Genomic DNA, 24,396 nt, shown 5'->3' with positions numbered 1-24,396 from the left:
CCGTGCATGGGCCTGTCCCGGTCCCGCCTGAAAAGCTTTCTACACTGGGCGGGGTTCCCTGCGAACCCGCTTCCCGTTTCGTTTTGCAAGATGACCACCGACGCCGCTTCCCCCGCCCCATCCCTCCACCCGCAAGGCCTTGCCGCGCTCGAGCAGCGGCTTGCCCGGGATCTCGAATGCCTCGGCTGGCCCGCGCGCGCCTGGATGCCGGCTCGCACGCACGGCGGCGAGCCCGTGCTGGACGTGGCCATCATCGGTGCCGGCCAGGCCGGGCTCGCGGCCGCGGCCGCGCTGGCCCAGCAGGGCATCCGGGCCGTCGTGTTCGACCGCTCGCCTGCGGGCAGCGAAGGGCCATGGGCCACCACGGCGCGCATGGAAACCCTGCGTTCGCCCAAGGAACTGACCGGCCCCGCGCTGGGGCTGCCCGCGCTGACCTTCCGCGCCTGGTTCGAGGCCCAGTTCGGCAGCGAGGCCTGGGCTGCGATGGACAAGATCCCGCGCCTGCAGTGGATGGACTACCTGCGCTGGTACCGCCGCGTGATGAACATCGATGTGCGCAACGACATGGCCGTCACCGGCATCCAGCCGCTCGCCGATGGTGCGATGGTGCGGCTCGCGCTGCGCACGCCGGCCGGTGCACAGCAGGTGCTGGCGCGCCGCGTGGTGCTGGCCACGGGGCGCGACGGGCTTGGCGGCCCCGCGGTTCCGGCGTTCGTCAACGCGCTGCCGCGCTCGCAGTGGGCCCATTCGTCCGACGAGATGGACTACGGCCGGCTCGCCGGGCTGCGCGTGGGCGTGGTCGGCGCGGGCTCGTCGGCCATGGACAGCGCGGCCACCGCGCTGGAGGCCGGCGTGCACAGCGTCGAGCTCCTGATCCGCCGGCCCGACCTGCCGCGCGTCAACAAGGGCAAGGGCGCCGGCGTGCCGGGCCTGACGCAGGGCCACTACGACCTGCCCGACGCGTTCAAGTGGCGCATCCGCCACTACATCAACGTCGCCAACGTGCCGCCGCCGCATGGCAGCACGCTGCGCGTGTCGCGCCACCCGAATGCGTTCTTCAATTTCGGCTGCCCGGTGCTTGCGGTCGAGCCGCAGGGCGCGGCAATGCGCGTGGCCACGCCCCGGGGCGACTTCGTGTTCGACTTCCTCGTTGTTTCGACCGGTTTCAAGATCGACTGGCGCTGCCGCCCCGAGTTCGACACCATTGCATCGCATGTGCGCACCTGGAAGGACCGTTTCGTGCCCGCGCCCGGCGACGAAGACCAGGAGCTGGCCGATTCGCCCGATCTCGGGCCGGCCTTCGAATTCCGCGAGCGCACAGCGGGCGAGTGCCCGGGCCTCGAGCGCATCCATTGCTTCTGCTATCCCGCGGCCTTGTCGCACGGCACGGTGTCGGGCGACATTCCCGCGATCAGCGATGGCGCCCGGCGGCTTGCGAGCGGCATGGCCAGCCTGTTCTACCGCGAGGACTTCGAGCAGCACTTCGCCAACCTCGAGGCCTACAGCGAGCCCGAACTGTTCGGCGACGAATGGGTGCCCGCGCCGCCGCCGTCCGAACGCGGCTGAACTCCAGACTTCTTCATCGAAACGCATGACCACTCTTTCCGAATCTCCTCTTGCCATCGACGTGATCGACGCCACGGTGCCGCTGGTGCCCGGCCACGCCACCCGCCTGCTGCGCCAGCAGCGCGACAAGGTCGTGGCGGCCACGCAGGGCAGCTACGACGCGATGTTCTCGCCATCGGTCGAAGGCCTCTCGGTGGCCGAGCGCCTGCTGGTTGCGCTGCATGCATGCAGCGTGTCGAAGGCCGCGACGCTCGCCGCGCACTACCGCGAGCAATTGCTGGCCGAGGGCGTGGACCGCGAGCTGATCGCGGCCGTGGGCAGCGGCGCCCCGGTGGCCGATGCGCGGCTGCGCACGGCGCTGGCATTCACCGCGAGCCTGATCGAGCGACCCATCGAGGGCGACAAGGCCGCGGTGCAGTCGCTGGCCGACGCCGGGCTCTCGACGCCCGCCATCGTCGCGCTGGGCCAGCTGATCGCCTTTCTCTCCTACCAGGTCCGCGTGGTCGCAGGGCTGCAGGCGCTGGCCGCCGCGGAGGTTGCAGCATGAGCACGAGCAATACGAACACGCCGATCCGCATCAAGGGCTTCACCAACGAGGTGCTGAGCTGGAAGCCCTGGCTCGACCCGGTCGACGTTGCCTCGGCCACGCCGGCCCAGCTGGCCGCGCTCGACGAGATGAGCCCGCAGGCCCGCACCTCGCCGTACTTCCTGCTGCTCGCGCACCAGCCCGAGATGCTGCTGCAGCGCTCCATCGCCTTCAACGCGATCATGTTCGCACCGGGCGGCATGCCGCGCGCGGAGCGCGAGCTGGGCGCCACGGTGGAGTCGCGCGTCAACGGCTGCGTGTACTGCGCCTCGGTGCATGCGCAGCGCTTCGAGCAGCTCGCCAAGCGCAGCGACGTGATCTCGCAGGTGTTCGAGGAGCCGGCTTCCGCGGGCACCACGCCGCGCGAGAAGGCCATCGTCGAATTCTCGATCCAGCTCGGCGCCGAGCCCGGCAAGGTGTCGGCCGACAATGTGCGAACGCTCAAGGCGGTGGGGCTCGCCGAGCTCGAGATCCTCGACCTGGTCCATTCCGTGGCGCTCTTCGCCTGGGCCAACCGGCTGATGCTCAACCTGGGCGAGCCGGTCTTTCCGCCGGTAACGGCAGCGTCATAGGCGGGCGAGCAGGCCGGCCACGGTTTCAGTGCCCAGATTCAGCGGCGCCAGCAGGTCGTTCTGCTGCCGGAAGTCGATGCCGCTGACCAGCGAGGCGGCGTCCACGATGGTGCGCGTCGCGGGTGTCGCCACGCCGGCGATGGCGCCGAGCGCTTCCACGAAGGCCAGGCCGTAGGGCATGTCTTCGCTCAGGTAGCGCGTGTCGGTGCGCACGGGGCCGGGCGGCCCGCCGCGCTTGGCATGCAGCTCGGCCGCGATGTCCTCGAGCCGCGCCGATTCCGTGCCGAAGGAGCGCGCGAAATGCTCCTCGATGGGACCGAGCGCGATGCCGAAGGCCTGGGCCACGGCGCGCCGCTCCCGGTCCAGCGCCTCGATCGCGCGGGCCACGCCGGGCGTCATGCAGTGGTACTGCGGCCAGTTCTCGGCATGCTCGATGCGCGTCCAGTTGAAGACGGCCAGCGGGCCGTGCGACTGCGGGTTGACGTTCGCGAGCGCGCTGGCGAGCGTGTTCTCCTGCGCGAAGAAGCCGCCGCCGAACAGCGCGGCGCACAGCTCGATGGCGCTCTCTATTTCCGTGCGCGGCAGCGCCGACACACCGACCGCCTGGCGCCGCGTCATCACCCTGACCTGCGTGGCGGATTCGCGGCGCGCGGTCAGCACCGTGGTGCCGAAGCTCGCGACCGTCACCCGCTTGCCCGCCCGCCGTGCGCCTTCGTGCAGATAGAGCGACGACAGCGAGGCCATCGAGCTGACGATCACGGTCTGTCCATCACGCAGGAAGGGCAGCAGCGCATCCATCACGCGCCGGTGTCCGTTGACCGGCAGGGCAATCAGCAGCACGTCCGATGCGCGGCAAAGTTGCGCCGCATCGCCGGCCACCTCGACCGCCACGCGGCAGGGCTGCACGCCGGCGGCTTCGAGCGGCTGCGTGCGCAGGGCCTCGGCACCCTGGCCGCCCGGCGACCAGAGCATCGCGGCGTGGCCCGCCTGGCGCAGCCACGCCGCGCTTGCCAGGGCGATCGCCCCGGTGCCCGCGATGCCGACGCGCAGGCGCCCTGCCGCAGGCTCAGTCAACTTTGATCCCGCCCTGCTTGATGACCTTCGCCCAGCGCTGGCTGTCCTCGGCAATCACCTTGCCCAGCGCCGCGCCGCCGCCGCAGGTGTTCACCGCGCCCAGCTGGGCGAAGCGCTGCTTGGTCTCGGGCAGGTTGCACACCTCGACCAGCGCCGCCGACAGCTTCTCGATGCTGGCCGCCGGCATGCGCGCGGGCGCCATCACGCCCACCCACACCGGCACGTCCATGCCCGCGAGGCCCGCCGCCTCCGCGACCGTCGGCGGCGTGCCGAGGCTGGGCAGGGCCGCGCGCGAAAAGGTGCCGAGCACGCGGGCCTTGCCGCTCGCGACCATCGGCTCGATGGAGGCGGCGCTGGTCACGATCAGCGCCACCTGGCCGCCCAGCAGGTCGGTCAGCGCCGGCGCCGCGCCGCGGTAGGGCACGTGCAGCAGGTCCACGCCGCTCGCCTGCGCCAGCAGCGCGCCCGTCAGGTGCGAGACGGTGCCGTTGCCGGTGGAGGCGTAGGTCAGCTGCCCGGGCTTCGCCTTGGCGTCGCGCAGCAGGTCGGCCAGCGTCTTGTAGGGGCTTTCGGTGCGCACGGCCACGGTCATGGGCGTGTCGCCGACCAGGGCCACGGGCGCCAGGTCGTGCACCGGGTCATAGGGAAGCTTGGACTGCAGGTGGGGCGCGATGGTGATGGCGCCGCCGGTGGCCAGCAGCACGGTGGCGCCATCGGTCGCCTTGGCCACCGCATCGGCCGCCACGATGCCGCCCGCGCCCGCCTTGTTGTCGATGATCACGCTGCCGCCGAGCTTGTCGGTGAGCTTGGCGCCCAGGTAGCGGGCGATCACGTCCTGCGCCCCGCCGGCGGCGAAGGGCACCACGATGCGCAGCGGCTTGTCGCCGTTCGGCTGCGCATGCAGCGGCACCGCGGCCAGGCTGGCGGCGGCCGCGAGGCCCAGGGCGAGGTGTTTCAGGAGCAGTTTCATGGCGTTTTCCGTCTGCGTCAGGTGGCAGGAAGTCATGCATTTTTCGCGAAACACCGCGGAACCGGCTTTGCCGGGCCGCTGGTGTTGCCCCCGGCAGGGGGTTGGCGCAGCGACACGAAGTGCGCGAAGACTGGGGGCGAGTCTAGTCCGGCGCGATAATCCGTCCTCCCCGGCCACCCCGCGCCGGGTCTTGCCGAACCGCCATGAACCCCAGCTACAAACCCAGCGACGTCGAGTCCGCTGCCCAGGCGCAATGGAGCGCCGCCGATGCCTACCGCGTCACCGAGGACGCGAGCCGTAAAAAGTACTACGCCTGCTCGATGCTGCCGTACCCGAGCGGCAAGCTGCACATGGGCCACGTGCGCAACTACACCATCAACGACATGCTCACGCGCTACCTGCGCATGAGCGGCTACAACGTGCTGATGCCCATGGGCTGGGACGCCTTCGGCCTGCCGGCCGAGAACGCGGCGCTGAAGAACGGCGTGCCGCCGGCCAAGTGGACCTACGAGAACATCGACTACATGCGCGGCCAGCTCCAGGCCATGGGCCTGGCAATCGACTGGAGCCGCGAGATCGCCACCTGCGATCCCAGCTACTACAAGTGGAACCAGTGGCTGTTCCTCAAGATGCTCGAAAAGGGCATTGCCTACCGCAAGACGCAGGTCGTCAACTGGGACCCGGTCGACCAGACCGTGCTGGCCAACGAGCAGGTGATCGACGGCAAGGGCTGGCGCACCGGCGCCACGGTCGAGCGCCGCGAGATCCCGGGCTACTACCTGAAGATCAGCGACTACGCCGAAGAGCTGCTCGAGCACACGCAGCACAAGCTGCCGGGCTGGCCCGAGCGCGTCAAGCTGATGCAGGAGAACTGGATCGGCAAGAGCGAGGGCGTGCGCTTCGCCTTCACGCACGACATCCAGGACGCGAGCGGCCGGCTGATCCAGGACGGCCGCATGTACGTGTTCACCACGCGCGCCGACACCATCATGGGCGTCACTTTCTGCGCCGTAGCGCCCGAGCATCCGCTGGCCGCGCACGCCGCCACGCTCGACCCCAAGGTCGCGGCCTTCATCGAGGAATGCAAGAGCGGCGGCACCACCGAGGCCGAGCTCGCCACGCAGGAAAAGAAGGGCGTGCCCACGGGCCTGACCGTCAAGCACCCGATCACCGAGGAGCAGGTGCCGGTGTGGGTGGGCAACTACGTGCTCATCAACTACGGCGACGGCGCCGTGATGGGCGTGCCCGCGCACGACGAGCGCGACTTCGCCTTCGCCAACAAGTACGGCATCGAGATCATCCAGGTGGTGCTGGTCGACGACGAGCCGCACTTCGACTATCACAGGTGGCAGGACTGGTACGGCGACAAGCAGCGCGGCGTCACCATCAACTCCGACAACTTCAGCGGCATGACCCACAAGGAGGCCGTGGCCGCCGTGGCGCATGCGCTCGCCCAGAAGGGCCTGGGCGAGATGCAGACCACCTGGCGCCTGCGCGACTGGGGCGTGAGCCGCCAGCGCTACTGGGGCACGCCGATCCCGATCATCCATTGCGACGAGCATGGCGCGGTGCCGGTCCCCGAGAAGGACCTGCCCGTGGTGCTGCCGACGGACTGCGTGCCCGACGGTTCGGGCAACCCGCTCGCCAAGCACGAAGGCTTCCATGCCGGCGTGGTGTGCCCGGTCTGCGGCAAGCCCGCGCGGCGCGAGACCGACACCATGGACACCTTCGTCGACAGCTCGTGGTACTTCATGCGCTACTGCGACCCGAAGAACGAGCAGGCCATGGTCGCCGAGGGCGCCGACTACTGGATGCCGATGGACCAGTACATCGGCGGCATCGAGCATGCGATCCTTCACCTGCTGTACGCGCGCTTCTGGACCAAGGTGATGCGCGACCTGGGCCTCGTGAAGGTCGACGAGCCCTTCAGCAAGCTGCTCACGCAGGGCATGGTGCTCAACCACATCTACTACCACCGCGACGAGAAGGGCGGCAAGAACTACCACCCGCCGCTGGAGGTCACGCCCACGCTCGACGCGCAGGGCCGCATCGTCGGCGGCACCACCGCGGACGGCACCAAGATCGAATACGGCGGCGTCGGCAAGATGGGCAAGAGCGAACGCAACGGCGTCGACCCGCAGGACCTGATCGAGAAGTACGGCGCCGACACCGCGCGCCTGTACACCATGTTCACCGCACCGCCCGAGGCCACGCTCGAGTGGAACGACGCGGCCGTCGAAGGCAGCTACCGGTTCCTGCGCCGGGTCTGGAACTTCGGCGTGGCGCAGGCCGACGTGGCCCCGGTGGCGTTCGGCGGCCAGGCCTTCGGCAAGGCCGCCCAGGCGCTGCGGCGCGAAGTGCACACCGTGCTGCGCCAGGTCGACTACGACTACCAGCGCATGCAATACAACACCGTGGTCTCAGGCGCGATGAAGCTCCTGAATGCGCTCGAAGGCTTCAAGCCCGATGGCAGCGCCGGCGATGCCGCCGCGCTGCGCGAAGGCCTGGGCATCCTGCTGCGCTGCCTGTATCCGGCCACGCCGCACATCACGCACCAGCTCTGGCAGCATCTGGGCTACGACAAGGAGCTGGGCGACCTGCTCGATGCGCCCTGGCCCGTGGTGGACGTGGCCGCGCTGGAGCAGGACGAGATCGAGCTCATGCTGCAGGTCAACGGCAAGCTGCGCGGCGCGCTGCGCGTGCCGGCCGGCGCCTCCAAGGCCGAGATCGAAGCGCTCGCGCTCTCGTGCGACGACTTCGTCAAGTTCGCCGAAGGCGCGCCGGCCAAGCGCGTCATCGTGGTTCCCGGCCGGCTGGTCAACGTGGTCATCTGAACGAAACGAACGATAGAAGCATGAACAATCGCAACGCCCCGCTGCCGCGCCGCGGCCTTCTCCTGGGCCTGGCTGCGGCGGGCGCCAGCCTCGCGCTGGCCGGCTGCGGGTTCGAACTGCGCAAGGCGCCGGTGTTCGCGTTCAAGACGCTGTCGCTGTCGGGCAATTCGGAACTGATCAACCGGCTGCGGCGCGAGATGCGCGCCGCGGGCACCGTCACGCTGGTGCCGCCCGATCAGACCCAGAGCGCCGACGCGATCCTCGAGATCCTCGGCGAGAACCGCGACCGCATCGTGATCTCGACCAATTCGGCCGGCCTGCTGCGCGAGCTGCAGCTGCAATTGCGCGTTCGCTTCAGCCTGCGCACGCCGGGCGGCAAGATGCTGCTCGCGCCCTCCGAGGTGTCGCAGACGCGCGATTTGAGCTTCAACGAAACCAACGCGCTCGCCAAGGAAGGCGAGGCCGAGCTGCTGTACCGCGACATGCAGGCCGACATCGCGCAGCAGCTGATGCGCCGCCTTGCGGCCGTCAAGGAACTCTAGGCGGATGCAGCTTGCCAGTGCCCAGCTGGGCTCCCATCTGCAGAAGGGGCTGAAGTCCCTCTACGCGATCCATGGCGACGAGCCGCTGCTCGCGCAGGAGGCGGCCGATGCCATCCGCACCGCGGCGCGCGCGGCGGGCTATACGGAGCGCAGCTCCTACACCGTGGCCGGTGCGCACTTCGACTGGAGCGCGGTGCTGGCGGCGGGCGGTTCGCTCTCGCTGTTCGCCGACAAGCAGATCGTCGAGATCCGCATTCCCTCGGGCAAGCCCGGCAAGGACGGCAGCATCGCGCTGCAGCAGCTGGCCGAGTCCGCGCAGGGCAACGACAGCACGCTCACGCTGGTGATGCTGCCGCGGCTGGACAAGGCCACGCGCACCGGCGCGTGGTTCTCGGCGCTCGAGAACAACGGCGTGAGCCTGCAGGTCGACCCGATCGAGCGCAACGCGCTGCCGCAGTGGATCGCGCAGCGCCTGGGCCTGCAGGGCCAACGCGTGATGCCCGGCGACGAAGGCCAGCGCACGCTGCAGTTCTTTGCCGACCGCGTGGAAGGCAACCTGCTGGCCGCCCACCAGGAGATCCAGAAGCTCGCCCTGCTGCATCCGGCCGGCGAGCTGAGCTGGGAGCAGGTCGAGGGCGCGGTCAACAACGTGGCGCGCTACGACGTCTTCAAGCTCTCCGAGGCCGTGCTGGCCGGCAACCCGCAGCGCGTGGCGCGCATGCTCGACGGCCTGCAGGCCGAAGGCGAGGCCGAGGTGCTGGTGCACTACACGATCGCCGAGGACATCCGCGCGCTCAAGCGCGTGAAGGACGCCATGGCCGCGGGCCGGCCGCTGCCGATGGCGCTGCGCGAGAACCGCATCTGGGGCCCGCGCGAGCGCGCCTTCGAGCGCGTGCTGCCCCGGCTGGACGACCGCATGCTGGCCCGCCTGCTGCGCGCGGCCCATGTGGTGGACGGCATCTGCAAGGGGCTCAAGCAGCCCGACTGGCCCGCCGGCGGCTGGCAGGCGCTGCAGCGGCTGGCGCTGATGCTGTGCCGCGCCTGCAGCACCGGTCCCGCTCCCTCTCCCTCCGGGAGAGGGTTGGGATGAGGGCCGGCGGCCTTCATCGCATCGCGCGTTTTCGGGTGCCGCGGCCCTCACCCTAGCCCTCTCCCGGAGGGAGAGGGGACAACCCGGCAAGTGCGCGAAGCCCGGGGTTGATCCAAATGCACGAAAATGCCCGCATGAACGCGTTCAACGTCAGCGAGCACATGCAGACCCTCGGCCTGCAGGCAAAAACCGCCGCATTCCTCATGGCCCGAGCGGATGCAGCTACCAAAAACAGAGCATTGAAGGCGCTGGCCAAGCGCCTGCGCGAAGCCGGCCCGGGGCTGGCCGAGGCCAACCAGAAGGACCTGGCGCGCGCCACGGCCGCCGGCCTCTCGGCGCCGATGGTCGACCGCCTCAAGCTCACGCCCAAGGTCATCGAGACCGTGGCGCTGGGCTGCGAGCAGCTTGCCGGCATGGCCGACGTGATCGGCGAGATCATCGGCATGAAGCAGCAGCCCAGCGGCATCCGCGTGGGCCAGATGCGCGTGCCGATCGGCGTCTTCGGCATGATCTACGAGAGCCGCCCCAACGTGACCATCGAGGCCGCGAGCCTGGCCATCAAGAGCGGCAACGCCGCCATCCTGCGCGGCGGCTCGGAGGCGATCGAGTCGAACAAGGCGCTGGCGCTGCTGGTGTCCGGCGCGCTGGCCGAGGCCGGCCTGCCGGTCGAGGCGGTGCAGCTGGTGCAGACCACCGACCGCGAGGCCGTGGGCCAGCTCATCGCGATGCCCGAGTTCGTCGACGTGATCATCCCGCGCGGCGGCAAGGGCCTGATCGAGCGCATCAGCCGCGATGCCAAGGTGCCGGTCATCAAGCACCTGGACGGCAACTGCCACGTCTATGTGGACGACACGGCCGAGTTCGAGATGGCGCTGCGCATCGTCGACAACGCCAAGACGCAGAAATACAGCCCCTGCAACGCGGCCGAAGGCCTGCTGGTGTCGGCCGCGGTGGCCGAAGACTTCCTGCCCCGGATCGCCGCCATCTTTGCGGCCAAGGGCGTCGAAATGCGCTGCGACCCCGTGGCGGCCCGCATCCTGCGCGCCGACGAGGCATTGGCCGGTGCCGGCGCAAGGATCGTCGACGCGGTGGAGTCCGACTGGTCCGAGGAATACCTTGCCGCGGTGATCAGCATCAAGGTGGTCCAAGGGGTCGACGAGGCCATTGCGCACATCAACCGCTACTCGAGCCACCACACCGACGCGATCGTCACGCGCGACCACGTGCATGCGCAGCGTTTCCTGCGCGAGGTCGATTCGGCCAGCGTCATGGTCAATGCGAGCACACGCTTCGCGGACGGTTTCGAGTTTGGCCTGGGGGCGGAAATCGGCATCAGCACCGACAAGTTCCATGCGCGCGGGCCGGTCGGCATCGAGGGGCTGACCTCGCTCAAGTACGTGGTGCTCGGGCAGGGCGAAGTGCGCAGCTGATGCACCGGAAGCGGGCGGACTGAACCAAGTCCGCTCTACGTAGTCTTGTCATTGGGGCGGCCATCCCCAAATCCTACAATTCCGCTCTACCTTTCAAGTACAAATCCAACAAGGCCGCCGCATGGTTCCGCATCTCGTCACCGCCCTGACCGGCCCGATCAACGAACTGGAACAGCGCGTCCTCGACTCCACGCCCGCCATCGAGCGCTGGTTCCGGCTCGAATGGATGGAGCACACGCCACCGTTCTACAGCGCGGTCGACATCCGCAACGCGGGCTTCAAGCTGGCGCCGGTCGACACCAACCTCTTCCCCGGCGGCTGGAACAATCTCACCAAGGAGATGCTGCCGCTGGCGGTGCAGGCCGCGCAGGCCGCCATCGAGAAGATCTGTCCGGAAGCGCGCAACCTGCTGGTCATTCCCGAGAACCACTCGAAGAACACCTTCTATCTCGCCAACGTCGCCCAACTGGTGCGGATCTTCCACATGGCGGGACTGAACGTGCGCGTGGGCTCGATCGATCCGGCCATCAAGTCGCCCAAGAAGATCGAGCTGCCCAACGGCGAGACCGTGTGCCTGGAGCCCGTGGTGCGCAGCAAGCGCCGCCTCGGGCTCAAGAACTTCGATCCCTGCACCATCCTGCTCAACAACGAGCTGACGGCCGGCACGCCGGGCATCCTGGAAGACCTGCACGAGCAGTACCTGTTGCCGCCGCTGCACGCGGGCTGGTCGGTGCGGCGCAAGAGCAACCACCTGCACAGCTACGAGGAGCTGTCCAAGCGCTTCGGCAAGCTGCTGGGCATCGACCCCTGGCTGATCAATCCGATCTATGCGCGCGCCGACGGCGTCGATTTTTCCGAAGGCCGCGGCATCGACGTGCTGACCAGCCACGTGGACGCGGTGCTGACCAAGGTGCGCCGCAAGTACAAGGAATACGGCATCAACGAGAAGCCCTTCGTGGTCGTCAAGGGCCATGTCGGCGGCGACGGCCCGGGCGTGGTCACCGTGCGCGACGCGAAGGAAGTCGAGGGCCTGGTCGGCAAGCCGCGCAGCGCTCCGGCAGGCAAGGCGGGCGCGGCCGCCAGGGAGCTGCGCGAGCCCGGCGAGGTGATCGTGCAGGAAGGCGTGCTGACCAACGAGCGCGTGCACAACGGCGTGGCCGAGCCGGTGGTCTACATGATGGACCGCTACGTGGTGGGCGGCTTCTACCGCGTGCATGCCGAGCGTGCGCCCGACGAGAACCTCAAGCTCCCGGGCGCGAGCTTCGTGCCGCTGGCGTTCTCCGAAAGCGCGCACCTGCCGCAGCCCGGCGCCAAGCCCGGCGCGAGCGCCCCGAACCGCTTCTACATGTATGGCGTGGTGGGCCGCCTGGCCATGGTGGCCGCGAGCTACGAGATGGAAGCCACCGATCCGGACGCCGAAATCTACGAATGATTTTCCGGGGCGGCTTGCGCGGGCCCCGGTCGGCGGCAAAATAGCGGCCCCACAGCAAAGGAAACAAAAGGGCGGAGGGGTGCGCGCGGCGGCTGGAAATTCCACCGCGGCAGCATCTCGGTGCGTGTGACGTCTGGTTACGCGCGGGCAGCCTCCCTTTTTCCCATCGACTTCGTGTCACCTCCCAAATCCACTTCCGCCGCCGCCTTGATCATCGGCGCCATCGGTGTCGTCTATGGCGACATCGGCACCAGCGTGCTGTATGCAGTCAAGGAAGTGTTCGGCCACGGCCACCTGCCGTTCACTGTCGAAAACGTCTACGGCATCCTGTCGATGTTCTTCTGGACGCTCACCGTCATCGTGTCGATCAAGTACGTGGTGCTGGTGCTGCGCGCCGACAACGAAGGCGAGGGCGGCCTGGTCGCCATGCTGGCGCTGGCCTCGCGCGCGGTGGCCGACAAGCCCAGGCTGCGCCACGTGCTGCTGCTGGTGGGCATCTTCGGCACCTCGCTCTTCTATGGCGACGGCGTCATCACGCCGGCCATCTCGGTGCTTTCGGCGGTCGAAGGCCTCGAAGTGGTGTCGCCCCACTTCAAGCACTATGTGCTGCCGGTCACGCTGGTGGTGCTGTTCGGCCTCTTCGTGGTGCAAAAGCGCGGCACGGCGGGCATCGGCAAGTTCTTCGGGCCCATCACGCTCGCGTGGTTCCTGGCCATTGCGGTGCTCGGCGTGTCGCAGATCCTGCACCACCCTGAAATCCTCAAGTCTCTGAACCCCTGGTTCGCGCTGAAGTTCATGTGGGACAACCCGGGCACCAGCTTCATCCTGCTGGGCGCCACGGTGCTGTGCGTGACGGGCGCCGAGGCGCTCTACGCCGACCTGGGCCACTTCGGCAAGCGGCCGATCCGCGTGGCCTGGTTCACGGTCGTGATGCCGGCGCTCACGCTCAACTACTTCGGCCAGGGCGCGCTGCTGCTGGCGAACCCCGAGGCCGTGAAGAACCCCTTCTTCATGATGGCGCCCGAATGGGCGCTCGTTCCGCTGGTGCTGCTGGCCACGGCGGCCACCGTCATCGCGTCGCAGGCGCTCATCACGGGTGCCTTCAGCGTCACGCGCCAGGTCATCCAGCTGGGCTACCTGCCGCGCCTGAACATCGAGCACACGAGCGTGCGCACGGCGGGGCAGATCTACATTCCGCTGGTCAACTGGGGGCTGTTCGTGGCCATCGTGCTGGCGGTGGTCATGTTCCGCTCGTCGAGCAGCCTGGCCGCGGCCTATGGCATCGCCGTGACCACCGACATGCTGATCACCACGATCCTGACCTTCTTCGTGATCCGCTACGCCTGGAAGCTGCCGCTGGCGCTGTGCATTGCATCGACCGCGATGTTCTTCGTGGTCGACTTCCTGTTCTTCGCCTCGAACCTGCTCAAGCTGTTCGAGGGCGGCTGGTTCCCGCTGGTGATCGGCGGCGCCGTGTTCACGCTGATGATCACCTGGAAGGAAGGCCGCCGGCTGATGGGCGAGGTGCAGCGCGCCGACGCCATCGAGCTGAAGGCCTTTCTCGATTCGGTGTTCGAGAGCCCGCCCGCGCGCGTGGACGGCACCGCGGTGTTCCTCACCGCCGAACCCGGCGTGGTGCCCAATGCGCTGCTGCACAACCTCAAGCACAACAAGGTGCTGCACGAGCAGAACATGTTCGTGACCGTGCGCAACCACGAAGTGCCCTGGATACCGATGGACAAGCGCATCGAGATCGAGGCGCTCGGCCATCACTGCTGGCAGGTCACCGTGCACTACGGCTTCAAGAACGACATCGACCTGCCGCGCGCGCTCGACAACGCGCGCATGCGCGGCTGCCAGCTCGAGCCCATGACGACGAGCTACTTCCTCTCGCGCGACGTCGTCATTCCCACGCTGGGCAGCGGCATGGCGCCGTGGCGCGAGAAGCTGTTCGCGCAGATGCACCACAACGCGAGCGGCGCCGCCGCATTCCTGGGGCTGCCGAACAACGCGGTGGTCGAGCTGGGCTCGAAGATCGAGATCTGATGAGGATGGCGACGGGCCCTGCCGCGGCAGGCCGCCCGCCGCCGCTCAGCCCAGTCCCAGCATCTGGCCCAGGCTGCGCCCGGAAGCGGGCCGGTCGAGCGCGATGTTCTTCTCGAGCACCAGGAGGTGCGCTTCCATCAGGCGCACGGCCTCGTCCGCATCGCCGCGCGCAATGGCATCGACCACGTCCGCATGCTCGCCGTGTTCGCACGATGCATTGCCGGGCGGCTCGTAGAGCGCCACGATCAGCGAGCAGCGCGACATGAGCTCGCTCAGGTAGCGCTCCAGGATCGGATTGCGCGCGAGCTTCGCCACGCGCAGGTGAAAGGTGCTGGCCAGGCGCGCCCACTCGGGCTGCGCATAGCGGTGCATCGCCGCATGCTCCTGCTTCAGGTGTCGCCGCAGCTCGGCGACTTCGGCACGCGTGGCATTGCGCACCGCCATGCGCACCAGCGCGGCCTCGAGCGCGCGGCGCGCCTCGAAGATCTGCCGCGTCTCCTCGGGCGAGGGCATGGCGACGATGGCGCCGCGGTTCGGCCGCAGTTCCACGATGTGGTCGTGCGCGAGCCGCTGCAGCACCTTGCGCACCAGCGCGCGGCTCACGCCGAACAGTTCGCACAGCGATGCCTCCGGCAGCTTGGTGCCGGGCGCGAGGCGCTGGCTGGCCACGCTTTCGAAGACCGAGCGGAAGATGCGTTCCTCGATGTCGCCGTTGCCCTCGTTCTTTGCCGCGGCGCCGCCGGTGGGCGGCAGCTTGCGCCGGGTGGGTCGCGGCGCGGTGGCGGGCTTGGGCGGCGAAGAAGAACGGGGCATGGCGCAGTCGATGGGGGAACCTGCCCATTATCGAGCGCGTGCGGCGCGTGCCGGGGCCTATGCAAAGTCCGCGGGCCGGTCGGCCGCAAGCTGCTGCATGTGCGATGCGATCGCCCCGGGCGTGGTGAACCAGATGTCGCCGCGGTCGCGCGCGCGGGCCAGGTGCGCGAGCGCGGTGCGCAGGTGGCGCAGCCGATAGGGCTGGCCCACGATGTAGGGATGCAGCGCGAGGCCCATCACCAGCGGCTGCGCGCGCGACTGCTCGCGCATCTCGTCGAAGTTGTCGACCACCATCGCGCTGAAGTCCCTGGCGTCCATGAGTCGGCCCACGATCATCGGAATGTCGTTGAGCTCCTGCGGATACGGCACCGACCAGATCGAGCTGCCGCCGCGCGTGCGCATGCGCACCGGCTGGTCGTCGTGGCACCAGTTGAGCGTGTAGCCGTAGCCGGTCTCGGCCAGCAGGTCGGGCGTGACGGCGCTTTCCGAGATCCATGGCGACAGCCATCCGGCCGGCGCCTGGCCGCTTTCGCGCTGCATGCGCTCGCGGCAGCCTGAGAGCAGCGCGCGTTCGTGCGCCTCGTCCCATGCGCCCTGCCGCTCCGCATTGCTGTGGCCGTGGCCGATCAGCTCGTCGCCGCGCGCCACGCAGGCCTGGACCAGTTCCGGGCAGTGGTCGTAGAGAGCGGTGTTGACGAGCGCGCCCGCCGGCAGCGCCAGCGCATCGAACAGCTCGAGGCAGCGCCAGGCGCCCACGCGGTTGCCGTATTCGCGCCAGCCGTGGTTCAGCACGTCGGGCTGCGGCGAGGCCGGGCCGATGCAGGCGCCCAGCCCGTCGCCGAACGCGAAATGCTCGATGTTGAAGCCGATGTACACGGCCAGCCGTGCGCCGTTCGGCCAGGCGTAGTCGGGCCGCCGCGTGATCGGGCTGTAGCCGAAGCGGCCGTGCGTGGGCAGCCGCCCGGGCCAGCATGCGGTCATGCGCGCGGCCTCACAGCACCGCCAGCCCGGCGCGCACCAGCAGCCATTCGGCGCTGTCGTTCCACACGTCCATGCGGCTGATGAGGCCGTGGCGCACCACGTAGCGGTCGACATAGCGGTTGCCCTCGAAGGCAGTGCCGTCGGGCCAGGCGCCGTACAGCGTGCCGAGGCTGTAGACCACGGTTTCCTCGGGCGTGCCGCCGGCCACCACTTCGGTGCGCTCGATCTTCTTCTTCACCCAGGCGTAGCGCTTCGCATTGAAGGCCGAGGTGTCGCCGGGTGCCTGCATCTCGCGGTTGCCGGTGAAGCGGATGCGGATGTCGGGCGCGGTGAAGCGCGACGCCGATTGCGGGTCGGGAATCATCACGAGGCGAAGGAATTCGTCGACCACCTCGGCGGGCGTGGAAGGATGCGGCGATGGGGGTGCATCGGGCGAAGCAGGCGTGTTCATGGGTTCTCCAGCGTGGGGGCCATGGCGGTGCATGGCGGAAAGCACGGCAGTGCTGCAGCAATTCTCATGCCGATTGTCGACGTAACTTGAAGGGAATTGTCGACAATCCATGAGCGCGCCGCCGGCACTGGAGGCTGGGCGAAGCCGCGGCGTCCCCGGCACAATCGCCCGATGCGTTTTTTCAAGGATCTGAGCCTCTCGGCCTTCACTGCGGGCTTCGTCGCGGTGCTCGTGGGCTTCATGAGCTCGGTGGCCATCGTGTTCCAGGCCGCGCAGGCCTTCGGCGCCACGCCCGAGCTTGCGGCCTCGTGGATGTGGGCGCTGGGCATCGGCATGGGCCTGCCGTCCATCCTGCTGTCGCTGTGGTGGCGCAAGCCGGTGATGATCGCCTGGAGCACGCCGGGCGCCGCGGTGCTCGCCGTGGCGGCCGGCAGCTATGGCATGGGCGAGGCGGTCGGCGCCTTCATCGCCTGCGCGCTGCTGGTCGTGCTGGCGGGCGCCACGGGATGGTTCGAGCGCGTGATGAACCGGATCCCGATGGCCATTGCCGCCGCGCTGCTGGCCGGGGTGCTCGCGCGCTTCGGGCTCGACGCCTTCATCGCCGCGAGAACCGCGCTGCCGCTGGTGCTGCTGATGCTCGGCACCTACCTGGTGGCCAGGCGCCTGCTGCCGCGCTATGCGGTGCCGCTCACGCTGCTGGCGGCCGTTGCCTTTGCGGCCGCGCGCGGCGAGATGAGCGTGTCCGCGGTGCAGTTCTCGCTCACCTGGCCGGTGTTCACCATGCCGGTGTTCAGCTGGCAGGCCATCGTGAGCCTGGCGCTGCCGCTCTTCATCGTCACCATGGCCTCGCAGAACCTGCCGGGCGTGGCGACCATCCGCGCCGCAGGCTACGGCGACCTGCCGATCAGCAAGATCATCACGGCAACCGGCTTCGCCACGCTGGTGCTCGCGCCCTTCGGTGCCTTTGCCCTGAACCTGGGCGCGATCACCGCCGCCATCTGCATGGGCCGCGAGGCGCACGAAGACCCGGCGCGCCGATACACGGCCGCGGTGAGCTGCGGCGCGCTCTACGTGGTGATCGCCTTCTTCGGCGCCGCGGTCACCGGGCTGCTCACGGCCTTTCCGAAGGAGCTGGTCGCCGCCATTGCCGGCCTGGCGCTGCTGGGCACCATCGGCAGCGGGCTGGCCGCCGCGGTGCGCGACGAGCCGCACCGCGAGGCCGCGGTCATCACCTTCCTGGTGACGCTCTCGGGCGTGGCCATCGCGGGCATCGGCTCGGCCTTCTGGGGCGTGGTGGCGGGCGCGCTCGCACTCGCGGTGCAGCAGGCCGGGCGCACAAAGGCCTCCGCCGGCAAGGGCATCGCCGCTTCCGGCAACATCGCGCCAGACAGCAGCAACATGGCGGCCACACCCGGCGCCGGAAAGACTCCCAGATGAAAAACATCCTCTTCGTCGCCGATCCGCTCGATCACTTCAAGATCTACAAGGACACCACCTTCTCGATGATGCGCGAGGCCCAGCGCCGCGGGTACCGCATCGCGGCCTGCCTGCCGGAAGAGCTGCAGTGGGTGTCGGGCGGGCTGGTCACGGCCAACGTGCAGCAGATCACGCTCACCGGCGACAGCAAGGCCTGGTACCGCGAGGACATCCGCGAGTCGAAGGCGCTGAAGGACTTCGACGCGGTGCTCATGCGCAAGGACCCACCCTTCGACGCCGAGTACATCTACGCCACCCACCTGCTCGAGCAGGCCGAGCGCGAAGGCGCGCATGTGGTCAACAAGCCGCGCGCGCTGCGCGACCATCCCGAGAAGCTCGCGATCATGGAGTTTCCGCAGTTCACCACGCCCACGCTGGTCACGCGCAGCGCGCAGGCCGTGCGCGACTTCCATGCCGAGCACGGCGACATCATCCTGAAGCCGCTCGACGGCATGGGCGGCATGGGCATCTTCCGCGTCAGGCAGGACGCGCTGAACCTCGGCTCCATCGTCGAGACGCTCAACAAGAACGGCGCCGAGACCATCATGGTGCAGCGCTTCGTGCCCGATATCGTGCAGGGCGACAAGCGCATCCTGATCATTGCGGGCGAGCCGGCGCCTTTCGTGCTGGCGCGCATTCCGCAGGGCACCGAAGTGCGCGGCAACCTGGCGGCCGGCGGCAAGGGCGTGGCGCAGCCGCTCACGCCGCGCAACCGCGAGATCGCCGAAACCGTGGGCCGCGCGCTCGCACCGCGCGGCCTGCTCCTGATCGGGCTCGACGTGATCGGCGACTGCGTGACCGAGATCAACGTGACCAGCCCCACCTGCTTCCAGGAGATCACCGAACAGACCGGCTTCGACGTGCCGGCGATGTTCATCGACGCGCTGGAGAAAACCCTGCGCCCTGCCTGAGCGCCGGGGCCGCGCCGGCCGGTTCGCGCTGGCGCCGGTCCTGCAGCCGCCGCGAGCGCAGCTTGCGCCCCCAGATCACGATGCCCGTGATCGACAGCATCGCCACCGCAAGGCCCATGGCCGACATCAGGATGCGCCCCGGCAGCCCGAGGATGCGCCCGCCATGCAGCGGCAGCTGCAGCTGCGCGAACACGTCGGCCGCCGTGCCGTGCCACGGCCGGTTGCTGCCGATCAGGTGGCCGTCGCGCCCGTCGAGGTAGAGGTTCGACAGGCCCATGCCGTCGCTGTCGTCGTGCGAGGCGCGGTCGAAGAACGAGATGTTGTAGAAGCCGCCGCGCGCGTTGTAGAACACGCCGCCCAGCGGCGTGGTCCAGCCGCGGCGCCGCGCCTCGGCATCGGCCTGCGCCACGATCTCGCGAAAGCCGATGGCGGGCTCGATGCGCGTGCCCAGCGGCGCGAGCGGCACCAGCGCCGACGGTCCCGGCGTGGTCTTCGACACCAGCGAGAGCATCGGGTGGAACACCTCCTTGTAGAGGTTCAGCGAGAACGAGGTGAAGGCGATGACGATGATCAGCAGCCACATCCACAGCCCGCCCGCGCGGTGCAGGTCGAAGTTGAGCCGGTAGCCGCCGGCCGCCCAGCGCACCGTCCAGGCCGGCTTCCAGCGCTGCCACCAGACGCCCGCGGGCCGGTGCGCCGGGTGCACCGCCCGGCGCAGCCGGCGCGGGGTCGTGAGGTAGAGCGCGACGAAGCTGTCGAGCAGCCACACCAGCGCCACCGTGCCCATGATCCAGTAGCCCAGCCGGTCGGTGCCCCACATCGCCGGCACGTGCAGCATGTAGTGGAGCTTGCGCAGGAAGGGCATCAGCGTCTCGGGCTTGAGCGAGATCGCGGTCGAGTCGCGGCGGCCGCGCACCTCGGCCGTCACCGGGTCGACGAACACCTGGTTGTAGCCGAGCCTGAAGGGCTTGCCGGTGGCCGGGTCGGTGCGCGGCTGCACGAAGTAGCCGGCGGCGTGGCCTTCCTCGAAGCCCAGCGGGAGGTAGGCGACCCGCGCGCGCGGATCGTGCGCCTCGACCGCGGCGGCGAGCTCGAACGGGTCCTTGAAGGGGCCGCGGCTCGCGGTGTCGTAGAGCTTGCGGTTGAGCCAGCCGTCGATCTCGTGGTCCCACGAGATGACGGCGCCGGTCAGCCCCGAGACGACGAGGAACAGGGCCACCGCCAGTCCCGCCCAGCGGTGCACGGCGGTTGCAAGGGCGCGCATCAGAACTCGAGCGTGGCCGAGAGGTTGAACGTGCGCGGCGCGCCGAGCACCAGGTAGCCGGAGCCGGGATAGCCGCCGACCGAGGACCAGTAGTTGCGGTCGGCCAGGTTCTCGATGCGCGCGCGCAGGGTGAGCAGCTTGCCGCTCACTTCGGTCACGTAGCGTGCGCCGATGTCCACGCGGGTCCAGCCCGGCACGCGCAGCGTGTTGGCGGCATTGGCGTAGCTCGATCCGCTCGCCACCATGCGGCCGTCGAGCGAGAGGCCCTGCACGCCCGGCACATCCCATTCGACGCCGATGCTGCCCTGCGCCTTGGGCACGCCGATCACGCGCTTGCCGTCGGTGGTGCTGCTGCCCGTGTCCTTCTGCTTGGCGTCCAGCCAGGTCACGCCGCCCAGCAGCCGCAGGCCCTTGCTGACCTGGCCGAAGACGCTGAGCTCGGCGCCCTGGTGGCGGTCCTTGCCGTTCGCGGAGAAGTAGTTGCCCTGCACGAAGGCGCGCGGCTTCTCGGTGGAGAAGAAGGCCAGCGTGCCGCCGACCTGGCCGGCGTCGTACTTGATGCCGACCTCCTTCTGCTTGGAGACGTAGGGGCGCAGCTGCTGGCCGGCATTGAGCACCGGCTGGCCGCCGGACTGGGCGGGCGCGGTTTCGCCCTGCGCCAGCCCTTCGATGTAGTTCGCATAGACCGACAGCCGGTCGTTGGCCTTGAACACGATGCCCGCCAGCGGGCTGGTGCGGCTCTGGTCGTACGAGGTGACGGTGCCGCCGGCGGCGGTCTGCCGGCCGTTGCTCACGATGCGGTAGCCGATGTCGGCGGTCTCGATCGTCTGGCGGCGCGCGCCCAGCGTCAGGCGCAGGCGGTCGTCCATGAAGGACAGCGTGTCGCCGATGGCCAGGCTCTTGAGCGTGGTGGTGCCGTTGAGCGCGGGGTTGGCGAGGTCGTTGCCCAGGTAGGTCAGCGCCGGCGGGAAATAGCTGCGCGGAGAGTAGATGCCGGTGTTGAGCGTGCCGCCGGCGCCCAGGCCCATGCCGTAGGCGTTCTTCTTCTCGAGATCGAAGTAGGAATAGCCCAGCACCCATTCATGGCCCACGCCGCCGGTGCGCAGCTTGCCGCGCACGCCGATCTCGGCCGTCTTGACCTTGTCCTCGCGCGTGTTGTCGAAGCGGGTCATCGTGGCCGCGCCCGTGAGGCCGTTGGAGACCGTCGGGCCCGCGAGGGAATTGTTCTCGTAGCTGCTGCGCGCGCCGGCGGCGGCCCAGGCCGTGATGTCCGGCGTGATGTCGTACTCGCCGCGCACCGAGCCGAAGGTGTCGCGCTCGTAGGAATAGGTCCAGGGCTGCGCGAAGTTCGTGCTGTTGTCGGGCGCCCTGGGCACCACCGTGACGCCGCTGCCGAGCGTCACGTTGGGCCGCGTGTTGCGCAGGCGATGCTCCTGGTGGCCGATGTCGGCCGAGATGCGCGCATCGCGGCTGCGCCAGTCCAGGCCCACCGAGAGCACGTCGAGCTTGACGCCTTCGCCGTCCACGCCCGTGCCGCCGTCGCGGTGCGCGGCGTTCAGGCGCACGCCCACGCTCTGGTCGGGGCCGAAGCGGCGCGCGATGTCGGTCGCGGCATAGGCCTGCGAGCCGCTGGCCGTGCCCAGCGTGACCTGCGTGAGCGGCTCGTTCGGGGCGCGCTTGGGCAGCAGGTTGATGTTGCCGCCGATGCCGCCGCCCGAGGGCGTGGCGCCGTTCAGGAATGCGCTCGCACCGCGGAACACTTCCACGCGCTCGAACAGTTCGGACGAGATGTACTGCCGCGGCAGCAGGCCGTAGAGCCCGTTGTAGGCGATGTCGTCCGAGTTGACGATGAAGCCGCGGATGAAGTACGACTCCTGGAAGTTGCCGAAGCCGCGCGCCACGCGCACGGTCGGGTCGTTCTGCAGCACGTCGGCCACGCTCCGGGCCTGCTGGTTCTGGATCAGCTCGTGGGTGTAGCTGGTGCCGGAGAACGGCGTGCTCATCATGTCCTGGTTGCCCAGGATGCCGACGCGCCCGCCGCGCGCCACCTGGCCGCCGGCGTAGGGCTTGGTCAGGCCCTCGGCCGAGGCGTCGGCGCTGGCTTCGACGGTGACGGTGGCCAGCGTGCCGTTCGATGAAGACGGCGAGGGCGAGGCGGCCGGCTGCGCCGCGGTGGTCTGTGCAAGGGCGGCCACGGCGTGAAGGGCGAGCAGCGAGGCGGCCACGGTCGGGCGAAGCCGGGGAAACGGAGCAGCGGACATGGAACGGTTCAATCTGTAATACAAATGAGAACCGTTATTATTCGATAACAAAGCCCATGATTTCGAAACTTTCCCGCCATGTTGCGGAAAAGTGTCAGGGGAAAGTCGTCAATCGAAGCCCTGCCGGACAGGGCCGCTTCAGAACGGCGCCAGCTGCCCGTCCACGAACACGTGCAGCTCGCCGGGCGCGAAGGCCGTCCAGCTTTCGTTGGTGGTGAGCGGCGCGGTCACGACCACCGCCACGCGGTCGTTCGGCGTGGTGTGCCGCGCGAAGTCGATCTCCAGGTCTTCGTCCGACAGCTGCGCCGTGACGAAAGGATGGCGCCGTTCCACGTACCAGAGATGCGTGGAGGCATGGGCCCAGAGCGCCTGGCCGTTCGACAGCATGAAGTTGAAGGTGCCGTGGCCCGCAAGCTGCGGCGCCAGTTCGCGCAGCGTGAGCGTGAGCTCCTCGATGCTCGGCACGCCCGCATGCGACTTGGCCAGCTCCTGCATGATCCAGCAGAAGGCGTGCTCGCTGTCGGTGTTGCCCACCGGGTGGAAGTTGCCGTGCAGGCGCGGGCGGAAGTCCTTCAGGTCGCCGTTGTGGGCGAACACCCAGTAGCGGCCCCACAGCTCGCGCACGAAAGGGTGGCAGTTCTGCAGGTTGACGGCGCCCTGCGTGGCCTTGCGGATGTGCGCAATGACGTTGCGGCTCTGGATCGGGTAGCGCCGGATCAGCTCGGCCACCGGCGACTCGCTCGCGGGCATGTGGTCGACGAAGTGGCGCAGCCCGCGGTCCTCGAAGAAGGCGATGCCCCAGCCGTCGGCATGGTGGTCGGTGCGCCCGCCGCGCTGCGCGAAGCCCGTAAAGCTGAAGGTCACGTCCGTGGGCGTGTTGCAGTTCATTCCAAGCAGTTGGCACATGGCGCTATTAGAGCGCGAGCGCCGCCTGCCCGGCGAACCCCATCGCCGGTTCAGCGCACGAAGCGGCCTTCGGGCGTGACGCGCACCATCTCGATGAAGCGCGAGCCGGCATTGGCGCCGGTCGAGAAGTCGATGTCCATGCCGGCCAGGCGCAGCCTGAACGCCCGCAGCGTTGCATGCAGGCGGGCGCGCGTCAGGTCGCGGCCGGTGCGCTTGAGCGCCTCGATCATCACCAGCGCGTTCAGGTAGCCCTCGAAGCTGCCGTAGCCCACCGGCACCTGCGCGCGCTCGGCCAGCCGGCGGTAGTCGCGCGTGACGGATTCCACCTCGCCCCAGGGGTAGGGCATGACCTGCGAGATGGCCAGGCCGCTGGCCTGCAGCTGCACCACCTTGGCCGTGACCTCACCCGGCACGATCGACATGCCATAGAACATCGGCTTGCTGCCAGCCGCATAGGTCGCCTTGATCACCTCGCCGGCCACGGTGCCGGCCAGGTACATCAGCACGGCCTGGGACTGGCTGTCGGCCAGCATCTTGCCGGCGGCCGCGGAGGTCGAGCCGTCGCCCTTCACCGACACCACCAGCGCGGGCGCCTGCTTGTTCGTGGCCATGGCCGCCTCGATCAGCTTCACCGCCTCCACGCCGCCGGGATTGTCCAGGTGGGCGATCGCGATCTTGTTCACGCCGATGGTCGACAGGTGCTCGACCAGCGCCTGGGCTTCGCGTGCATTGCTGGCGCGCACGAAGTAGGCCGAGCCCGCCACGCGTTCGCGCGCGCTGTCGCCCACGCCGTAGCCGCCGACGCTGGGCGCGCCGCTTTGCTGCAGCAGCTTGGCCGCGGCGGCCGTGGTGCCCGAGCCCACACAGCCGAAGAACGCGAACACGCGGTGGTCGTTCAGCAGCTTGGCGTAGTTCTCGACCGCCTTCTCGGGCTTGAGCTCGTCGTCCAGCGCCACCAGCTTGATCTTGCGTCCGCCCACGCCGCCCTGCTCATTGATGGCGTCGAAGGCCAGCGCGGCGCCGTTGTGCACCACCTTGATCTGCGAGCCGAGCGGGCCGCTCAGCACGGCCGAGCTGCCGAGCACGATCTCGGTGTCGGTCACCCCGGCTTCGGCCGCTTGCGCGGACGAGAGATGGGCCAGGCCCGCTGCGAAAACCGCCGTTCCGGCGACAAAACTTCTGCGTTGCATG

General features: G+C 69.1%; 20 protein-coding genes. 11 read left to right on the top strand and 9 right to left on the bottom strand.

Annotated elements, in window-relative coordinates; all coding sequences use genetic code 11:
* Positions 1 to 90: 90 nt before the first annotated feature.
* The 3 genes from VPA02S_RS10210 to VPA02S_RS10200 are packed head-to-tail and all read left to right on the top strand — an operon-like array spanning position 91 to position 2,724.
* A complete protein-coding gene (locus tag VPA02S_RS10210) occupies positions 91 to 1,566 on the top strand; it encodes a flavin-containing monooxygenase (protein ID WP_012745580.1) in 1,476 nt (491 codons plus the stop codon).
* A gap of 25 nt (positions 1,567 to 1,591) precedes the next feature.
* Positions 1,592 to 2,113 (top strand): CMD domain-containing protein, encoded by a 522-nt coding sequence (locus VPA02S_RS10205; RefSeq protein ID WP_012745581.1) that lies wholly within the window; start codon positions 1,592 to 1,594, stop codon positions 2,111 to 2,113.
* The gene (locus tag VPA02S_RS10200) at positions 2,110 to 2,724 is read left to right on the top strand and encodes a peroxidase-related enzyme (protein WP_012745582.1); all 615 of its coding nucleotides are present in this window, start codon (positions 2,110 to 2,112) and stop codon (positions 2,722 to 2,724) included. Before VPA02S_RS10205 ends, VPA02S_RS10200 begins: the two co-directional genes overlap by 4 nt.
* Here the strand turns inward: VPA02S_RS10200 and VPA02S_RS10195 are convergent.
* Together VPA02S_RS10195 and VPA02S_RS10190 are read right to left on the bottom strand one after the other, a co-directional pair.
* Positions 2,719 to 3,798, bottom strand: coding sequence for an NAD/NADP-dependent octopine/nopaline dehydrogenase family protein (locus VPA02S_RS10195; RefSeq protein ID WP_012745583.1), 1,080 nt, complete (start codon positions 3,796 to 3,798; stop codon positions 2,719 to 2,721). The genes VPA02S_RS10200 and VPA02S_RS10195 overlap by 6 nt on opposite strands.
* A complete protein-coding gene (locus tag VPA02S_RS10190; RefSeq protein WP_041945424.1) occupies positions 3,791 to 4,768 on the bottom strand; it encodes a Bug family tripartite tricarboxylate transporter substrate binding protein in 978 nt (325 codons plus the stop codon). The genes VPA02S_RS10195 and VPA02S_RS10190 overlap by 8 nt, the downstream gene beginning before the upstream one ends.
* Before the next feature lie 203 nt (positions 4,769 to 4,971).
* Between VPA02S_RS10190 and leuS the strand changes: the two genes are divergently transcribed.
* From leuS to VPA02S_RS10160, 6 genes are all read left to right on the top strand, one after another.
* Entirely contained in the window at positions 4,972 to 7,602 is a 2,631-nt protein-coding gene (leuS, locus tag VPA02S_RS10185) for a leucine--tRNA ligase (RefSeq protein WP_012745585.1), read from the top strand.
* Positions 7,603 to 7,622: 20 nt separating this feature from the next.
* Positions 7,623 to 8,144 carry an LPS-assembly lipoprotein LptE gene (locus VPA02S_RS10180; RefSeq protein ID WP_012745586.1) on the top strand — a complete coding sequence of 174 codons (522 nt, stop codon included), beginning with the start codon at positions 7,623 to 7,625 and terminating at the stop codon, positions 8,142 to 8,144.
* A 4-nt stretch (positions 8,145 to 8,148) separates the two neighbouring features.
* A complete protein-coding gene (holA, locus tag VPA02S_RS10175; RefSeq protein WP_012745587.1) occupies positions 8,149 to 9,234 on the top strand; it encodes a DNA polymerase III subunit delta in 1,086 nt (361 codons plus the stop codon).
* Positions 9,235 to 9,368: 134 nt separating this feature from the next.
* A complete protein-coding gene (locus VPA02S_RS10170; protein WP_026283918.1) occupies positions 9,369 to 10,664 on the top strand; it encodes a glutamate-5-semialdehyde dehydrogenase in 1,296 nt (431 codons plus the stop codon).
* A gap of 121 nt (positions 10,665 to 10,785) precedes the next feature.
* Positions 10,786 to 12,096, top strand: coding sequence for a glutamate--cysteine ligase (gene gshA / locus VPA02S_RS10165; RefSeq protein ID WP_012745589.1), 1,311 nt, complete (start codon positions 10,786 to 10,788; stop codon positions 12,094 to 12,096).
* 174 nt (positions 12,097 to 12,270) lie between these two features.
* Positions 12,271 to 14,142, top strand: coding sequence for a potassium transporter Kup (locus VPA02S_RS10160; protein WP_026283919.1), 1,872 nt, complete (start codon positions 12,271 to 12,273; stop codon positions 14,140 to 14,142).
* 45 nt (positions 14,143 to 14,187) lie between these two features.
* Here the strand turns inward: VPA02S_RS10160 and VPA02S_RS10155 are convergent, their stop codons facing one another.
* The 3 genes from VPA02S_RS10155 to VPA02S_RS10145 are packed head-to-tail and all read right to left on the bottom strand — an operon-like array spanning position 14,188 to position 16,387.
* Positions 14,188 to 14,955 carry a GntR family transcriptional regulator gene (locus VPA02S_RS10155; protein WP_012745591.1) on the bottom strand — a complete coding sequence of 256 codons (768 nt, stop codon included), beginning with the start codon at positions 14,953 to 14,955 and terminating at the stop codon, positions 14,188 to 14,190.
* A gap of 57 nt (positions 14,956 to 15,012) precedes the next feature.
* Positions 15,013 to 15,936: a polysaccharide deacetylase family protein gene (locus VPA02S_RS10150; protein WP_012745592.1), complete on the bottom strand. Its 924-nt coding sequence runs from the start codon at positions 15,934 to 15,936 to the stop codon at positions 15,013 to 15,015.
* A gap of 10 nt (positions 15,937 to 15,946) precedes the next feature.
* Positions 15,947 to 16,387 (bottom strand): hypothetical protein, encoded by a 441-nt coding sequence (locus VPA02S_RS10145; RefSeq protein WP_012745593.1) that lies wholly within the window; start codon positions 16,385 to 16,387, stop codon positions 15,947 to 15,949.
* Between the two features lie 171 nt (positions 16,388 to 16,558).
* Between VPA02S_RS10145 and VPA02S_RS10140 the strand changes: the two genes are divergently transcribed.
* Together VPA02S_RS10140 and gshB are read left to right on the top strand one after the other, a co-directional pair.
* On the top strand, positions 16,559 to 17,824 hold the full coding sequence (locus tag VPA02S_RS10140) for a benzoate/H(+) symporter BenE family transporter (RefSeq protein ID WP_012745594.1): 1,266 nt from the start codon (positions 16,559 to 16,561) through the stop codon (positions 17,822 to 17,824).
* Positions 17,821 to 18,774, top strand: a complete 954-nt coding sequence (gene gshB, locus VPA02S_RS10135) for a glutathione synthase (protein WP_012745595.1) — start codon at positions 17,821 to 17,823, stop codon at positions 18,772 to 18,774. The genes VPA02S_RS10140 and gshB overlap by 4 nt, the downstream gene beginning before the upstream one ends.
* On the opposite strand, the gene VPA02S_RS10130 is transcribed toward gshB, so the two are convergent.
* The 4 genes from VPA02S_RS10130 to VPA02S_RS10115 all read right to left on the bottom strand — a co-directional run bounded on the left by VPA02S_RS10130 (position 18,737) and on the right by VPA02S_RS10115 (position 24,395).
* The gene (locus VPA02S_RS10130) at positions 18,737 to 20,038 is read right to left on the bottom strand and encodes a PepSY-associated TM helix domain-containing protein (RefSeq protein ID WP_062363760.1); all 1,302 of its coding nucleotides are present in this window, start codon (positions 20,036 to 20,038) and stop codon (positions 18,737 to 18,739) included. The two genes, gshB and VPA02S_RS10130, sit on opposite strands and share 38 nt — an antisense overlap.
* On the bottom strand, positions 20,038 to 22,299 hold the full coding sequence (locus tag VPA02S_RS10125; protein WP_062363758.1) for a TonB-dependent receptor: 2,262 nt from the start codon (positions 22,297 to 22,299) through the stop codon (positions 20,038 to 20,040). The genes VPA02S_RS10130 and VPA02S_RS10125 overlap by 1 nt, the downstream gene beginning before the upstream one ends.
* Before the next feature lie 138 nt (positions 22,300 to 22,437).
* Complete coding sequence (locus VPA02S_RS10120) at positions 22,438 to 23,205, bottom strand: class II glutamine amidotransferase (protein ID WP_062363756.1); 768 nt, start codon at positions 23,203 to 23,205, stop codon at positions 22,438 to 22,440.
* 50 nt (positions 23,206 to 23,255) lie between these two features.
* Positions 23,256 to 24,395, bottom strand: a complete 1,140-nt coding sequence (locus VPA02S_RS10115; RefSeq protein WP_062364471.1) for an ABC transporter substrate-binding protein — start codon at positions 24,393 to 24,395, stop codon at positions 23,256 to 23,258.
* Position 24,396 lies beyond the last annotated feature (1 nt).

The organism is Variovorax paradoxus NBRC 15149 (assembly GCF_001591365.1).
GTDB lineage: Bacteria > Pseudomonadota > Gammaproteobacteria > Burkholderiales > Burkholderiaceae_C > Variovorax > Variovorax paradoxus.
This window is presented reverse-complemented; position numbering and strand designations above follow the sequence as displayed.

What these genes read in the sequence shown, in the direction of transcription:
- VPA02S_RS10210 (WP_012745580.1), top strand. Translation starts at nt 91, where the DNA reads ATGACCACCGACGCCGCTTCCCCCGCCCCATCCCTCCACCCGCAAGGC.
- VPA02S_RS10205 (WP_012745581.1), top strand. Translation starts at nt 1,592, where the DNA reads ATGACCACTCTTTCCGAATCTCCTCTTGCCATCGACGTGATCGACGCC.
- VPA02S_RS10200 (WP_012745582.1), top strand. Translation starts at nt 2,110, where the DNA reads ATGAGCACGAGCAATACGAACACGCCGATCCGCATCAAGGGCTTCACC.
- VPA02S_RS10190 (WP_041945424.1), bottom strand. Translation starts at nt 4,768, where the DNA reads ATGAAACTGCTCCTGAAACACCTCGCCCTGGGCCTCGCGGCCGCCGCC.
- leuS (WP_012745585.1), top strand. Translation starts at nt 4,972, where the DNA reads ATGAACCCCAGCTACAAACCCAGCGACGTCGAGTCCGCTGCCCAGGCG.
- VPA02S_RS10180 (WP_012745586.1), top strand. Translation starts at nt 7,623, where the DNA reads ATGAACAATCGCAACGCCCCGCTGCCGCGCCGCGGCCTTCTCCTGGGC.
- holA (WP_012745587.1), top strand. Translation starts at nt 8,149, where the DNA reads ATGCAGCTTGCCAGTGCCCAGCTGGGCTCCCATCTGCAGAAGGGGCTG.
- VPA02S_RS10170 (WP_026283918.1), top strand. Translation starts at nt 9,369, where the DNA reads ATGAACGCGTTCAACGTCAGCGAGCACATGCAGACCCTCGGCCTGCAG.
- gshA (WP_012745589.1), top strand. Translation starts at nt 10,786, where the DNA reads ATGGTTCCGCATCTCGTCACCGCCCTGACCGGCCCGATCAACGAACTG.
- VPA02S_RS10155 (WP_012745591.1), bottom strand. Translation starts at nt 14,955, where the DNA reads ATGCCCCGTTCTTCTTCGCCGCCCAAGCCCGCCACCGCGCCGCGACCC.
- VPA02S_RS10150 (WP_012745592.1), bottom strand. Translation starts at nt 15,936, where the DNA reads ATGACCGCATGCTGGCCCGGGCGGCTGCCCACGCACGGCCGCTTCGGC.
- VPA02S_RS10145 (WP_012745593.1), bottom strand. Translation starts at nt 16,387, where the DNA reads ATGAACACGCCTGCTTCGCCCGATGCACCCCCATCGCCGCATCCTTCC.
- VPA02S_RS10140 (WP_012745594.1), top strand. Translation starts at nt 16,559, where the DNA reads ATGCGTTTTTTCAAGGATCTGAGCCTCTCGGCCTTCACTGCGGGCTTC.
- gshB (WP_012745595.1), top strand. Translation starts at nt 17,821, where the DNA reads ATGAAAAACATCCTCTTCGTCGCCGATCCGCTCGATCACTTCAAGATC.
- VPA02S_RS10130 (WP_062363760.1), bottom strand. Translation starts at nt 20,038, where the DNA reads ATGCGCGCCCTTGCAACCGCCGTGCACCGCTGGGCGGGACTGGCGGTG.
- VPA02S_RS10125 (WP_062363758.1), bottom strand. Translation starts at nt 22,299, where the DNA reads ATGTCCGCTGCTCCGTTTCCCCGGCTTCGCCCGACCGTGGCCGCCTCG.
- VPA02S_RS10120 (WP_062363756.1), bottom strand. Translation starts at nt 23,205, where the DNA reads ATGTGCCAACTGCTTGGAATGAACTGCAACACGCCCACGGACGTGACC.
- VPA02S_RS10115 (WP_062364471.1), bottom strand. Translation starts at nt 24,395, where the DNA reads ATGCAACGCAGAAGTTTTGTCGCCGGAACGGCGGTTTTCGCAGCGGGC.